The organism is Streptomyces sp. NPDC039609, assembly GCF_055596705.1.
In genome coordinates this window covers 29127-43063 of record NZ_JBVIUJ010000006.1, presented here as the reverse complement: position 1 = coordinate 43063, position 13937 = coordinate 29127, and the positions used below count along the sequence as shown (strand labels likewise).

10 protein-coding genes are annotated in these 13937 nt (G+C 74.2%); 5 read left to right on the top strand and 5 right to left on the bottom strand.

Going from position 1 to position 13937, the window contains the following annotated elements:
- The first annotated feature begins 231 nt into the window (after positions 1 to 231).
- The 5 genes from ACZ561_RS18420 to ACZ561_RS18400 all read left to right on the top strand — a co-directional run bounded on the left by ACZ561_RS18420 (position 232) and on the right by ACZ561_RS18400 (position 9529).
- Positions 232 to 1647: a HEAT repeat domain-containing protein gene (locus tag ACZ561_RS18420; protein WP_470996002.1), complete on the top strand. Its 1416-nt coding sequence runs from the start codon at positions 232 to 234 to the stop codon at positions 1645 to 1647.
- A gap of 346 nt (positions 1648 to 1993) precedes the next feature.
- Positions 1994 to 3127, top strand: a complete 1134-nt coding sequence (locus ACZ561_RS18415; RefSeq protein ID WP_470996000.1) for a glycosyltransferase family 4 protein — start codon at positions 1994 to 1996, stop codon at positions 3125 to 3127.
- Positions 3128 to 3480: 353 nt separating this feature from the next.
- Positions 3481 to 4632, top strand: coding sequence for a glycosyltransferase (locus tag ACZ561_RS18410; protein ID WP_470997144.1), 1152 nt, complete (start codon positions 3481 to 3483; stop codon positions 4630 to 4632).
- The gene (locus ACZ561_RS18405; protein WP_470995998.1) at positions 4629 to 5933 is read left to right on the top strand and encodes an SGNH/GDSL hydrolase family protein; all 1305 of its coding nucleotides are present in this window, start codon (positions 4629 to 4631) and stop codon (positions 5931 to 5933) included. The genes ACZ561_RS18410 and ACZ561_RS18405 overlap by 4 nt, the downstream gene beginning before the upstream one ends.
- Positions 5930 to 9529: a hydantoinase B/oxoprolinase family protein gene (locus tag ACZ561_RS18400; protein WP_470995996.1), complete on the top strand. Its 3600-nt coding sequence runs from the start codon at positions 5930 to 5932 to the stop codon at positions 9527 to 9529. Before ACZ561_RS18405 ends, ACZ561_RS18400 begins: the two co-directional genes overlap by 4 nt.
- A 35-nt stretch (positions 9530 to 9564) precedes the next feature.
- On the opposite strand, the gene ACZ561_RS18395 is transcribed toward ACZ561_RS18400, so the two are convergent.
- From ACZ561_RS18395 to ACZ561_RS18375, 5 genes are read right to left on the bottom strand one after another with little or no spacing between them, the layout of a single operon-like run.
- Entirely contained in the window at positions 9565 to 10428 is an 864-nt protein-coding gene (locus ACZ561_RS18395; RefSeq protein WP_470995995.1) for a 5-oxoprolinase subunit C family protein, read from the bottom strand.
- Entirely contained in the window at positions 10425 to 11051 is a 627-nt protein-coding gene (gene pxpB / locus ACZ561_RS18390) for a 5-oxoprolinase subunit PxpB (protein WP_470995992.1), read from the bottom strand. The genes ACZ561_RS18395 and pxpB overlap by 4 nt, the downstream gene beginning before the upstream one ends.
- Complete coding sequence (locus tag ACZ561_RS18385) at positions 11048 to 11812, bottom strand: LamB/YcsF family protein (RefSeq protein ID WP_470995989.1); 765 nt, start codon at positions 11810 to 11812, stop codon at positions 11048 to 11050. The genes pxpB and ACZ561_RS18385 overlap by 4 nt, the downstream gene beginning before the upstream one ends.
- A gap of 39 nt (positions 11813 to 11851) precedes the next feature.
- Positions 11852 to 12640, bottom strand: a complete 789-nt coding sequence (locus tag ACZ561_RS18380) for a putative hydro-lyase (protein WP_470995986.1) — start codon at positions 12638 to 12640, stop codon at positions 11852 to 11854.
- On the bottom strand, positions 12637 to 13917 hold the full coding sequence (locus tag ACZ561_RS18375; protein WP_470995983.1) for an MFS transporter: 1281 nt from the start codon (positions 13915 to 13917) through the stop codon (positions 12637 to 12639). Before ACZ561_RS18375 ends, ACZ561_RS18380 begins: the two co-directional genes overlap by 4 nt.
- Between the last annotated feature and the right edge of the window lie 20 nt (positions 13918 to 13937).

Genomic DNA, 13937 nt, shown 5'->3' with positions numbered 1-13937 from the left:
AACGGGCGCTGAACCCCAGGTGAGAGCGGTGTCGTAAATGTGGTCGCGGTGGCGAAATGGCTGGGTCATCATGACGTCGGGCCCGCAACGGGCCACCGACGAGAGGCAGAGGAAGATGGTCAACACCAAGCGAAGGACGACGGGCGGCCGAACATGTTGCTGCGCGGCCTAGGCGATCACCAGTCCCCGGTACTCCCGGTCGTGTCGACAGCTTGATGTGAGGCATCTTCCATGTTCGAACCAGTCATAGCGCCGAGCGGCACCCTGCTCGGCCTGCTGCAGAGGGGCCGCGGCGACGGCACCCTGCACGCGCTCGCCGCGCCACGTGCCGAGGCCCTCGCGGCCCTCAACCACTGCGTTCTCAGCGACCCCCGCCAGGACTGGCAGGTCGAGAACCGCTCCCTCTACTACGCACGCCTGTACCTCGACCTGCACGGCGGGCTCACGGAGATCGAGACCCACCTCTTCGGTGCCGAGGACCACTTCGACACCGAGGAGAACAGGACCGGGCTCGCTCTCGCCGTCCTCGGACATCTCGCCTCCTACGGCCGCCAGGACGCCCTGGTACTGCTCCGGCGGTACGCCGCGACCGGCGTCAACTGGGCCTGGGCGCTCGACGAGCTCGCCCTGCGCGACGACGACGCAGGACTGCGCTCGCTCGCCGCCCCGGTCCTCGCCCGCTTCCCGGCCACCCCGGAGGGCGACGCCGAACTGGCGAGCGCCGTACGGGACGCCTTCGAGCCCCGGCCGTGGCGGCTGTGGGCCGAGGACCAGCGGGACGCCGTCGGCGCCCGCGTCAGGGCAGCCCAGGAACAGGGCTCCTTCGACCGCTGGCAGCGCCAGATGCGACCGAGCGGCCCCCGGCCCGGCTGGAGCGTCCAGGCGGTCTTCGACTGGGCCCAGGAGGGCCTGGAGCGCGGTGCGATGCTGCACGGCCCCGCCGCCCGCTGCCTGACAGCCGTCGCCGGCCCCGAGGACCGACCGGTCATCGTCGAGGCCGCCCGCAGCGGACCCGACGGCGCACGCTGCGCCGCCCTCCACTACCTCGCCGAGTCACGCGACCCCGCCGTCCTCGACCTCATCGAGGCCGCCGCCGGCAGTGGCTCCCGTACGGTCTCCGAAGCCGCCGTCTCCGCGTTCGAGCGCATGTGCGGCGAGCCCGCCGTCGACCGCGCCCGCGGCTGGGTCCACCGGCCCGACGCGCTCGGGGCGGCCGCCGCCGGAGTCCTCGCCTGCCGCGGCGGCGCCCAGGACGCCCTGCTCGTCCTCGGCGCCCTGCGCGAGACGGTCCGGGCCGAAGGCCCCGACGCGACCGCCCTCTACACGCTCGTCGACGGCGCCGGACGCCTCGGCATCGCCTGCGCCGCCCCTGTGCTGCGCCACGTCTACCGAGAGACGGCCTCCTCCCAGCTGCGCGGCCGCACGGCCCGCGCCCTCGCGGCCACCGACCCGACTTTCCCGACGGGTTTCGCCGTCGAATGCCTCTGGGACTGCGAGGAGACCACGCGCGAGGTCGCGGCGTTGCACGCCGAGACCGGTGACGTACGGGTCGCGGAGCGACTGCGCCGTCTGGCGGCCGACCCGGCCGAGGAGGCCGAGGTCCAGACGGCCGTCCGCAACCGGATAGGGCCCGACCTGCAGGTCTGAGCGGGGCCGCGCGCCGCTTGAGTGACGGCGGAGTGGGGTGCCCGGCCTGTCCGAGCGAGGGCGCCCGCTCCGTCGTATCCGAGGACGGGGCGGGGCCGGGGCCGTTGGGACCTGGGTGTGAGGTCCACGGCCGCCGTGGGACCTGGATGTGGGGCTGGGCCCGGGCGTTGGGGCTTGGGCCCGGGCCGTGGGACCTGGGTTCGCGGCGGGGCTCGGGGCGCGGGCCTGAGTGTGCGGCCAGGGCTCGGGGCGCCGGCGGCCCGGCGGGGCAAACGCTCATGGGACGTTCCCCGCGCGTCCAGATCAACGTCGGCGGGAACACGCCGGGCGCGACGACAACACCGGTATGCGTGTCGTCATCGTCACCGAATCCTTCCCACCCGACGTCAATGGTGTGGCGCACTGCGCCCTGCAGACCGCGCGCCACCTCGTCCGCCGCGGTCATTCCCCGCTCGTCATCGCCCCGGCCGTACCCGTGACCGGACCCGCCGACCCCGTGGACTCCGACGCGCCCTGCCCCGTGGTGCGCGTACCCTCCCTCCCTCTGCCCGGCTATCCGCAGGTGCGCGTCGCGCTGCCCAGCCGCCGCCTCACCGCCGCCATCGCCGCACACCGGGCCGACCTGGTGCACCTGGCGAGCCCCTTCGTCCTCGGCGTACGCGGCATGGCCGCCGCGAGTCGACTCGGACTGCCCGCCGTCGCCGTCTACCAGACCGACCTCGCCGGCTACGCCCGCACCTATGTGGGCGCGGGCGAGGGCGCCGCCTGGCGGCGGCTCCGTGCCGTCCACGGTGCCGCCGACCGCACGCTCGCGCCGTCCACCGCGGCCGCGCGCGACCTGGAGAGGCACGGCATCGCCCGCATACGGCTCTGGCGGCGCGGCGTCGACACCGTGCGCTTCCGTCCCGAGCTGCGCGACGAGGCCCTGCGCCGCGAGCTCGCCCCCGGGGGCGAGCTCCTCGTCGGCTACATCGGCCGCCTCGCCCCCGAGAAGCGGGTCGAACTGCTCTCCGGGGTGTGCGGACTGCCCGGCGTCCGGGTCGTGGTCGTCGGCGACGGCCCGAGCGGTCCCGGCCTGCGGAGCGCCCTCCCCGGCGCCGAGTTCCTCGGCCGCCGCACCGGGACGGACCTGGCGAGGATCTTCGCCTCGCTCGACGTGTTCGCGCACACCGGCCCGTACGAGACCTTCTGCCAGACCGTGCAGGAGGCGATGGCGAGCGGCGTCCCCGTGGTCGCCCCGGCCGCCGGCGGTCCGCTGGACCTCGTCGATCACCGGAGGACCGGACTCCTCGTCCCGCCGGACGACGCGACCGCGCTGCGGGAGGCCGTCGCCGCGCTCGCCGCGGCACCGGCGCTGCGGGCCGCGTACGGGCGCGCCGGGCGGGCGGCGGTCGAGGACCGGACCTGGGAGGCCGTCGGCGACGAGCTGATCGGCCACTACCTGGAGGTGCTGCGCGAGCGGACGGCGGTTGCGGCATGAGCGTCACCGGAAGGAGCGGCGCAGGCGTGGAGGGCACCGGTACGAACGTCCGGGGGAGGGGCGGCCTCGGCGCGTCCGCCCCGGGCGTGGGCAGTCTGGGCGCGGACGTCCACGGAACTCGTGCCGTCGGCACTGACGTTCCCGGGACGGCTGCCCTCGGGTGGGACGGCGCCGGTGCGGACGACGTCGGGGCCGGTGCCCTCGCCGAGGCCGCCCTTGGCACGGACGTCCTCAGTGGCGATCTCCCCGCTACGGGTGCCGTCGGCCGGCATGTCGTTCACGCGGACGCCCTCGGCACAGACGCTCATGGTGCGGACGCCCTTGGGGCAGAGGCGCGCGGCGGGCGCCGGCCGCTGCGGATCGTGCGGCTGGCCAACTTCGTCACCCCCACCTCCGGCGGCCTGCGCACCGCACTCGAACAGCTCGGCCGCGGCTACCTCGCGGCCGGGCACGAGCCCGTCCTGATCGTCCCCGGAGACGTAGGGAGCGATGAGATCACCGATCAGGGGCGGGTCATCACCCTGCCAGGCCCCGTGCTGCCCGGGACCGGCGGCTACCGCGTCCTCGCCGACCGGGGGCGCGTACGCCGACTTCTCGAAGAGCTCGCCCCGGACCGTCTGGAGGTCTCCGACCGGACGACCCTGCGGTGGACGGGGGAGTGGGCCAGGCGCGCCCGGGTGCCCTCGGTGATGGTCTCCCACGAGACCGCCGACGGAGTGCTGCGGACCTGGGGTGTGCCTTCGTCCGCCGCCGCACGGGCCGCCGACCGGCTCAATCGCCGTACGGCCTGGGCGTATTCACGGATCGTGTGCACGACGGAGTGGGCGGAGCGGGAGTTCGTACGGATCGGGGCCCGCAATGTCGTACGTGCGCCGCTCGGCGTGGACCTGGACCGCTGCAGGCCCGGGCGGCGCAGCACCGTCCTGCGGGCCAAGCACGCGGACGGCCAGCGGGTGTTGCTGTTGATGTGCTCACGGCTCTCCGTGGAGAAGCGGCCGGGAACGGCGCTGGACACGCTCGCCCATGTGCGCGCCGCAGGAGTCCGGGCCGCGCTCGTCGTGGCCGGCGACGGGCCGATGCGGGCCGCGCTGGAGCGCCGGGCGCGGGACGAACGGCTGCCGGTGCGGTTCCTGGGGCATGTCGCGGACCGCGAGACCCTGGCAGACCTCCAGGCCGCCGCCGACCTGTGCCTGGCCCCCGGGCCTGCCGAAACGTTCGGCCTGTCCGCGCTGGAGGCGCTCGCCTGCGGCACCCCGGTGGTGGCCAGCGCCTCCTCGGCACTTCCCGAGGTCCTCGGGGACGCGGGCGCCGGTGCGGCCGACGACCCGGCCGCCTTCGCAGCGAGCATCCGTGCGCTGCTCGCCCGCCCGGAACGGGAGCGCCGCGCGGCGGCACGCGCGCGTGCCGAACTCTTCGGCTGGGACCGCTCGATCGCCGCCTTCCTCCAGGCCCACGACGCGGCCCCGGCATCGATCCTCGTCCCGCCGCAAGGAGCCCGGCCATGACCACCACGTTCCCGCGGACCGCGGGCACCCCGGAGTCGTTGGACACCGTAGTGACGACTGACGCTTCCGAGACGCCGTGCGCCGCCCGGCCGGCGGGGCCGGTGGAGACCGGCGGCGGTGTGCGCGAGACGCTGGGCAGCGCTCGGATGTCCGGCCAGGCCGAGGCCGCCCATGCGTGCGTCGCCCGGCCGGCGGGGCCGGTGGAGACCGGCGCGGGTACACCGGTCACGCTGGGCAGCGCCCGGACGTTCGGCCAGGCCGAGGCCGCCCACGTGTGCGTCGCCCGGCCGGCGGGGCCGGTGGAGACCTGGCCGCCCGAATCGGTCGAGACCCTTCACGCGCGCGTGGGCCTGCTTCCCGCCCCACGCCGGGACCACGACGCCGCGTCCTCTTCCCCCGCAGCCGGCCGGGACGTGCCCCCGACGGTCGGAGCCGCGCCCGCCGCGGTTCTTCGCTTCGTGGTCCTCGGGGACTCCCTCAGCGAGGGCGTCGGGGACCGTGTCGACGGGGCCTGGCGCGGCTGGGCGGCGTTGCTCGCCCCGGGGCTCGCCGGGCCCGGGCAGGACGTCGAATTCCGGAACCTCGCCGTCAGCGGGGCCCAGAGTCAGGAGGTGGCCGAGCAGCAGGCCCCCGAGGCCGTGGCGTTCCGGCCGGACCTCGCCTCCGTCGTCGTCGGGGTCAACGACACCCTGCGCCACACCTTCGACATAGCCCGACTCGCCCACCGTCTCGACCGGGTCTGCGCGGACCTCACGGCGGGCGGAGCCGTACTCCTCACCGCGTGTCTGCCCGACCCCGGCCGGATGCTCGGCCTCCCCGCCCCGCTCGCCCGTCCGCTCGCCCGGCGCCAGAAGGCCGTCAACGCCCTCGTCCATGCGGTGTCCGACCGCTACGGCGCCGTCCATCTCCATCTCGCCGACGCGCAGTGGACCGACGACCGGTCGCTGTGGAGCGCCGACCGGCTCCACCCCGGCGAGCGGGGCCACCGGGCCATCGCCGCACGGTTCCACACCCTCCTCGCCGCCCGCGGCCTCGCCCTCGGCACGCCTCCCTCGCCCGAGCCCGAACAGCCCCCGCCGACCCGCGCGGAGGCGGTGCTCTGGCTCGCCACCGCCGGAACCGGCTGGGTCGCCCGGCGCTGCCACGACCTGCTGCCCCAGCTGCTGCACCTGGCGGGCTCCGAGCTGCGCCACTGGGCGGGCGGCACCGGCGCCAGGCTCGACCGGCGGGCCGAACACGCCCTGTCCGCCGCCCTCGCGGCGGTGTCGCTGGACGCCCCGGTGGCCACAATGGGGGAATGACCGGGCGCTGGGAGTTCTGGATCGACCGTGGCGGCACCTTCACCGATGTCGTGGGCCGACGGCCCGACGGGCGGCTCGTCACCCGCAAGCTCCTCTCCCACGACCCGGCCCGCCCCCACGACGCCGCCGTCGCGGGGATCCGACTCCTCCTCGGGCTCGGCCCCGACGAGCCGGTCCCCGCCGACCGGATCGACGTCGTCAAGATGGGCACGACCGTCGCCACCAACGCCCTCCTGGAGCGGCGCGGCGAGCCGACCGTCCTCCTCGTCACCGAGGGGTTCCGCGACGCCCTGCGCATCGCCTACCAGAACCGTCCCCGGCTCTTCGACCGCCACATCGTGCTCCCCGAGGCCGTGTACGAGCGGGTGATCGAGGTACCCGAACGGGTCGACGCCCACGGCCGTGTCGTCACGCCGCTCGACGAGCACGCCGTCGCCGAGGAGTTGCGCGCCGCCCACCGCGCCGGCTACCGCTCCGCCGCCGTCGTCCTCATGCACGGCTACCGGCACCCCGACCACGAGACCCGGATCGCCGCCCGCGCCCGTGCGCTCGGCTTCACCCAGATCAGCTGCTCCCACGAGGTCAGCCCGCTCATCAAGCTCGTGCCCCGTGGCGACACCACCGTCGTCGACGCCTACCTCTCCCCGATCCTGCGCCGGTACGTCGACGAGGTGGCCCGCGAACTCGCCGGGATCCGGCTGATGTTCATGCAGTCCAACGGCGGGCTGCGCGAGGCCGCCCACTTCCGCGGCAAGGACGCCGTCCTGTCCGGACCGGCCGGCGGCGTCGTCGGGATGGCCCGCACCTCGGAACAGGCGGGGTTCGACCGGGTGATCGGCTTCGACATGGGCGGCACGTCCACCGATGTGTCGCACTACGCGGGCGAGTTCGAGCGTGAACTCGGTACACAGGTCGCCGGCGTCCGGATGCGCGCCCCGATGATGAACATCCACACCGTCGCCGCGGGCGGCGGCTCCGTCCTCCACTACGACGGCCGGCGCTACCGTGTCGGCCCCGACTCCGCGGGCGCCGTCCCCGGCCCCGCCTGCTACCGCCGCGGCGGCCCGCTGACCGTGACCGACGCCAACGTGATGCTCGGCCGCGTCCAGCCCGACCACTTCCCGGCTGTCTTCGGGCCGGAAGGGGATCAGCCGCTCGACGCCGCCGTCGTACGCGAGAAGTTCACCGCCCTCGCCCGGGAGATGGGAGGCGGCCGCACCCCTGAGGAGGTCGCCGCCGGCTTCCTGGAGATCGCGGTCCTCAACATGGCCAACGCCGTCAAGAAGATCTCCGTCCAGCGCGGCCACGACATCACCCGCTACGCCCTCACCAGCTTCGGCGGCGCGGGCGGCCAGCACGCCTGCGCCGTCGCCGACGCCCTGGGCGTCGACACCGTCCTCGTACCGCCGCTGGCCGGTGTGCTCTCGGCGTACGGGATCGGCCTCGCCGACGCCACCGCCATGCGCGAGCAGTCGGTCGAGGCGGAGCTCCACGCCCCCGGGACGCACGCGGGCGTGACGGAGCTCTGCGCCGAACTCGCCGACAGGACCAGGGGAGAGCTGCGCGCCGACGGCCTGCCCGACTCCGCGATCACCACCCACGCGCGCGTGCTGCTGCGTTACGCCGGCACGGACGCGAGCCTCCAGGTCGACCTGGCCGCCGCCGAGGAGATGGCCGAGGCGTTCGAGGCCCTCCACCGCGCACGCTACGCCTTCACCATGGACCGGCCGCTGGTCGTCGAGGCCGTTTCCGTCGAGGCCGTCGGCACCGCCGGACCGCACGGCCCGGTGGCCGTCGAGACGGGCGTACGGGACGGGGATCCCACACCTCGGGCGACGGTACGGATGTACGGCGCGGGTACCGCCACGACGAGCGACACCCCGCTGTACCGGCGGGAGGACCTGCGCCCCGGGGACACCGTCGCAGGCCCCGCGATCCTCGCCGAGGCGGACGCGACGACCGTCGTCGACCCCGGCTGGCAGGTCACGGCGGGCGACGGCGGACACCTCGTCCTCACCCGGGCGCGGCCCCGCCCGGTACGTGTCGCGGTCGGCACGGATGTCGATCCGGTCCTCCTCGAGGTCTTCAACAACCTCTTCATGTCGATCGCCGAGCAGATGGGCGTACGCCTGGAGAACACCGCCCACTCCGTCAACATCAAGGAGCGACTCGACTTCTCCTGCGCCCTGTTCGACGCCGAGGGCAACCTGATCGCCAACGCGCCCCACATCCCCGTCCACCTCGGTTCCATGGGCGAATCCATCAAGGAGGTGCTGCGGAGGGGCGGGGACTCCCTGCGCCCCGGTGACGTCTACGCGATCAACGATCCCTACCACGGCGGCACCCACCTCCCGGACGTCACGGTGGTCACACCGGTCTTCGACGATGCCGGGGACGCGCTGCTCTTCCTCGTCGCCTCGCGCGGACACCACGCCGAGATCGGCGGCATCACCCCCGGCTCCATGCCCGCCTTCAGCCGGACCGTCCACGAGGAAGGCGTCCTCTTCGACAACTGGCTGCTCGTACGGGACGGGCGGCTGCGCGAGGACGAGACGCGGGCGCTGCTCGCCGGAGCGCGGTACCCCTCCCGCGACCCGGACACCAACCTCGCCGACCTGCGCGCCCAGATCGCCGCCAACGAGAAGGGCATCGAGGAACTGCGCACCATGGTGGGACAGTTCGGCCTTGATGTCGTGCACGCCTACATGCGGCACGTGCGCGCGAACGCGGAGGAGTCCGTACGGCGGATCGTGGCCGGGCTCGAGGACGGTTCGTACCGCTACGAGACGGACGGCGGCGCGGTCGTCCAGGTCGCGGTCCACGTCGACCGCGAAGGGCGCTCCGCGGTCCTCGACTTCGCCGGCACGTCCCCCGAGCAGCCGGGCAACGCCAACGCGCCGACCTCCGTCGTGATGGCCGCCGTCCTGTACGTCTTCCGCACCCTCGTCGACGACGACATCCCCCTCAACAGCGGCTGCCTGGAACCCCTGGACATCCGGGTGCCGCCCGGCTCGATGCTCGCGCCCGCCTACCCGGCGGCGACGGTCGCCGGGAACGTGGAGACCTCCCAGGCGGTCACCGGCGCCCTGTACGCGGCCCTCGGCGTCCAGGCGGAAGGCTCGGGCACGATGAACAACGTCACCTTCGGCAACGCGCGCGTGCAGTACTACGAGACGGTCGCGAGCGGCTCGGGCGCGGGGGACGGCTTCGACGGGGCCGACGCCGTCCAGACGCACATGACCAACTCCCGGCTCACCGACCCCGAGATCCTGGAGTGGCGCCACCCGGTCCGGGTGGACTCCTTCGCAGTGCGCCGGGACAGCGGCGGAACCGGCCGGTGGCACGGCGGCAACGGCGTCGAACGCCGTGTCCGCTTCCTGGAGCCGATGACCGTGACCCTGCTGACGGGCCACCGCAGGGTGCCGCCCTACGGCATGGCCGGCGGGGAGCCCGGTGCGCTCGGGGAGAACCTGGTCGAGCGCGCCGACGGCACCGTCGAGCACCTGGGTGGAGTCGACGCCACCGAGGTAGGCCCGGACGACGTCCTGGTCCTGCGGACCCCGGGCGGGGGAGGCTACGGCCCCGCCCGCTCGTGAGCGGCCTCCGGTACGAGATTCCGCAACCCCGGCGCTCAGCGCAGCGGCACGAACCGCACCGCCGTACCCGGAACCGCCTGCGCGGCCGCCGCCAGGTCGGACTCCCGTACCACCGCCACCACCGGATAGCCGCCGGTCGTCGGATGGTCCGTGAGAAAGACCACGGGTCGGCCGTCCGGCGGCACCTGGACCGCGCCCAGGACCATGCCCTCGCTGGGGAGTTCGCCGGTGCGGGCACGCGCCAACGGCGGCCCTTCCGTGCGCAGCCCTATCCGGTTGCTCGCCGAGGAGACCCGGTACGCGCGCGTGGCGAGGATGCGTAGCGCCGCGGGTGTGAACCAGTCGTGCCGCGGCCCGAGCCGGACCCGCAGGACGAGTTCGTCCGGCGGGCCCGGCCAGGGGGGAGTGTCGACCGACCCCCGTACGGCCGACTCCACTCCCAGCGGCAGCACGGTTCCGGTGGCCAGCGGCGCCGGGCCGAGCCCGGACAGCAGGTCGCTGGAGCGGCTGCCGAGGACGGGTTCGACGGCGACCCCGCCACCGAACCCCACGTACGAGCGCAGGCCGCGGGTGGCCGCGCCGACCTCGAGGAGCGCCCCGGCCGCAACCCGTACGGCCGCGCCCCAGGCGACCGGGCGCCCGTCGACGGTGACCGGGCACGGCGCGCCCCCCACCGCGACGGTCACCGCGCACCGGGGCCGTACCGCGCACCCGTCGACCGTGGTCTCCAGGACCGCCGCGGCCTCCGGATTGCCGACCAGGCGGTTCACCAGGCGGGCCGCGCCCGGATCCAGCGCCCCCGAGCGGGGCACGCCCAGATGCGCGTACCCGGTGCGCCCCAGGTCCTGCACCGTGGTCAGCGCTCCGGCCCGTACGACGGCGACCGCACGATCGGTCACCGGCTCTCCATCACGAAACGCACCCGCGCGCCGGGCGTGAGCAGTGCGGCCGGCTCACGGTCCGCGTCCCACAGCACTGTTTCCGTGGAGCCGATCACCTGCCAGCCACCGGGGGAGGAGCGGGGGTACACGCCCGTGTAGGGACCCGCGAGTGCGACCGATCCGGCCGGGACCGCCGTGCGCGGAGTGGCCCGGCGCGGCACCTGGTACTGCTCGCCGAGCCCGGTGAGATAGCCGAAGCCCGGCGCGAAGCCGCAGAACGCCACCCGGAACTCGGTGCCCGAGTGGATCCGTACCGCCGTCTCCACGGACACCCCCCACAGCGCGGCCACCTCGGCCAGATCAGGACCGTCGTAGCGGACCGGCACCTCGACGGCCCGCTCCACGCGCGCGTGGAGCGGCGGTATCGACCATTCCCGCAACTGGCCGGCCAGCAGGTCCGGCGCGTCGACCCCGTCGAGCAGCACCGTCCGCGCCGCCGGCACGATCTCCCGTACGGAGGGCAGCGAACCGCCCGCCCGCCGGCGCAGCAGCTCCGCGTGGAACGCCTCCGTCTCCGTGCCGCTCCCCAACTCGACCAGCAGGGCCCGCTCTCCCACCCGGTACACGCGCCGCGCCTTCACGCGAACGCCTCCACCCTGACTCCGGTGGCCTCCAGCTGAGCGCGCACCCGACGAGCGAGCCCGACCGCGCCCGGGGTGTCCCCGTGCAGACAGAGCGACCGGGCCCGGACGGCGACGGAACGCCCGCAGTGCGCGGTCACGACGCCGAACCGGGCCATGGACACCGACCGTTCGACGACCTCCGCCGGATCGGTGACGACGGCCCCCTCCTGACCCCGTGGCAGCAGGGAGCCGTCCGCCGTGTACGCCCGGTCGCCGAACGCCTCGGCGACGACGGGCAGGCCGGCCTTCTCGGCGGCCTCGTGCAGCCGCGAGCCGGGCAGACCGAGCACCGGCAGCCTGCCCCCGGCGAGGCGCACCCCGTCCACGACGGCGGCGGCCTGCTCCTCGTCGCGGACCACCCGGTTGTACAGCGCGCCGTGCGGCTTGACGTACGAGACCGCCGAACCGGCCGCCCTGGCGAAGACCTGGAGCGCGCCGATCTGGTACGCGACCTCGGCCGCCAGCTCCTCGGCCGGCACGTCCATGGAGCGCCGGCCGAAGCCGGCCAGATCGCGGTACGACACCTGGGCCCCGATCCGTACGCCCTTCGCGGCCGCCAGCTCGCAGACGCGCCGCATGGTGACCGCGTCCCCGGCATGGAATCCGCAGGCCACGTTGGCGCTGGTGACCACCGAGAGCAGCTCCTCGTCGTCGGTCAGCGTCCAGCGGCCGAAGCCCTCTCCGAGGTCGGCGTTGAGATCGATCGAAGCCCAGGTCATGGTGACGGTTCCTTCCTTCCCGGGGCGTGGTGGTGCGGGTCAGGCCGCGACGCGGTACTCGGCGTCGCGCACATCGGTGACGAGCATCCGCCCCGGCGCGTGGGTGATCGCGAACGGCGGACGCGAGGCCGTCACGGCGGCCTGTGGGGTGACCCCGCAGGCCCAGAACACGGGCACGTCCCCCGGCTCCGCCACGACCGCGTCCCCGAAGTCGGGGCGGTCGAGGTCGCGAATGCCGAGCACCGCGGGATCACCCGCGTGCACGGGCGCTCCGTGCACGGCGGGCAGGAGTCCGCTGAGCCGTCGCGCGGTGGGGACGAGGCCGGCCGGAACGGGGCGCATCGAGACGACCATCGGCCCGTGCAGCCGCCCGGCGGGCCGGCACGCCCGGTCGGTGACGTACATGGAGACGTTGCGGCCCTGGTCGACATGGCGCAGCGGTACCCCGGCCTCCGCGAGCGACCCCTCGAAGGTGAAGCTGCAGCCGATGAGGAAGGACACCAGGTCGCCGTGCCAGTACGAGGTCACCTCGGTCGGTTCGTCGACAAGTCGCCCGTGCTCCCAGACGCGGTAACGCGGGAGGTCCGTCCGCAGGTCCGCGCCGACGGCGAGCTCCGTGGTCCACGACCCGGGGTCGGTGACGTCCAGGACAGGGCACGGCTTGGGGTTGCGGGTGCAGAACAGGAGAACGTCGTACGCCCAGTCCGCAGGCACCGAGATGAGGTTGGCCTGCGCGTGGCCGGGGGCCCAGCCGGCCGTCGGGGCGGTCGATCCGGCACGGGCACGCGCGCGTGCCGCCCGCGGGTCGAGAACCGGCGTGGACGTCATACCAGTTCCTTTCCCCTGGTCTCCGGAAGCCCGAGCAGCGCGAGGACGGCGAGTCCGTAGCCGACGGCTCCGAAGATCAGCGCGCCGCCGACGCCCCAGCTCTCGGCGAGGAAACCCACCAGGGTCGGGAAGACGGCGCCCACCGCGCGCCCGGTGTTGTATGTGAAGCCCTGTCCCGTACCGCGAACCGCCGTCGGGTACAGCTCGGCGAGGAAGGAGCCGAAGCCGCTGAAGATGGCCGACATGCAGAAGCCGAGGGGGAATCCGAGCACCAGAAGGAGCGTGTTCGCCCCGGAGGGGATGTTGGTGTAGGCGAGGACGGACAGCGCCGACAGCGCGGCGAAGATCGCGATGTTCTTCTTCCGGCCGAGCCGGTCCGTGAGGTAGCCCCCGGTCAGATAGCCGATGAAGGCCCCGGAGATCAGGAAGGTCAGATAGCCGCCGGTACCGACCACCGTCAGACCGCGTTCGGTCTTCAGGAACGTGGGGACCCAGGTGGCGAGGGTGTAGTAGCCGCCCTGCACACCGGTCGACAGGAGCACCGCGAAGAGCGTGGTGCGCAGCAGCGGCCCCTTGAAGATGGCGGTGAACGAGCCGCGTTCGGCGGAGGCGCGCCGGATCTCGGCGGCCTGCGGGGCGTCCTCGACGTTCCGCCGGACGTAGACCACCAGGAGCGCGGGCAGGGCGCCCGTCCAGAACATGACCCGCCACGCGATGTCGGCGTCGACGAACTGGAAGACCAGGGTGTAGACGATCACCGCGAGCGCCCAGCCGGCCGCCCAGGCGCTCTGGATGCCGCCGAGGGTACGGCCCCGGTGCTTGGCGGAGGCGTACTCGGCGACCAGGATCGCGCCGACCGCCCACTCGCCGCCGAAACCCAGGCCCTGGAGGGCCCGGAAGACCAGCAGGGTCTCGTAGTTGGGTGCGAAGCCGCACAGCACGGTGAAGAGCGCGTAGGTGATGACCGTGATCATCAGCGCCTTCACGCGCCCGATGCGGTCGGCCAGGATGCCTGCCAGCGCGCCGCCGATCGCCGAGACGACGAGGGTGACCGTGGTCAGCAGGCCGGTCTGGCCCTTGTCGAGGGAGAAGTAGGCGGCGATGGCCACCATCGACAGCGGCAGCGTGAAGAAGTCGTAGGAATCCAGGGCGTATCCGCCGAACGCGCCGCCGAAGGCGCGGCGGCCGCGCGGCCCGAGGGCCCGCAGCCAGGCGAACGCGCCCGTGTCGTCGGGCCGTTCGCCCTGGGTCTGCTGCTGGGTCTGTGTCGTGCTCATCTGCACCTCGCAGAGGGGGA

Coding starts and splice junctions, on each gene's coding strand:
- ACZ561_RS18380 (WP_470995986.1), bottom strand. CDS start 12,640: ATGACGTCCACGCCGGTTCTCGACCCGCGGGCGGCACGCGCGCGTGCC.
- ACZ561_RS18415 (WP_470996000.1), top strand. CDS start 1,994: ATGCGTGTCGTCATCGTCACCGAATCCTTCCCACCCGACGTCAATGGT.
- ACZ561_RS18420 (WP_470996002.1), top strand. CDS start 232: ATGTTCGAACCAGTCATAGCGCCGAGCGGCACCCTGCTCGGCCTGCTG.
- ACZ561_RS18385 (WP_470995989.1), bottom strand. CDS start 11,812: ATGACCTGGGCTTCGATCGATCTCAACGCCGACCTCGGAGAGGGCTTC.
- ACZ561_RS18375 (WP_470995983.1), bottom strand. CDS start 13,917: ATGAGCACGACACAGACCCAGCAGCAGACCCAGGGCGAACGGCCCGAC.
- ACZ561_RS18405 (WP_470995998.1), top strand. CDS start 4,629: ATGACCACCACGTTCCCGCGGACCGCGGGCACCCCGGAGTCGTTGGAC.
- ACZ561_RS18400 (WP_470995996.1), top strand. CDS start 5,930: ATGACCGGGCGCTGGGAGTTCTGGATCGACCGTGGCGGCACCTTCACC.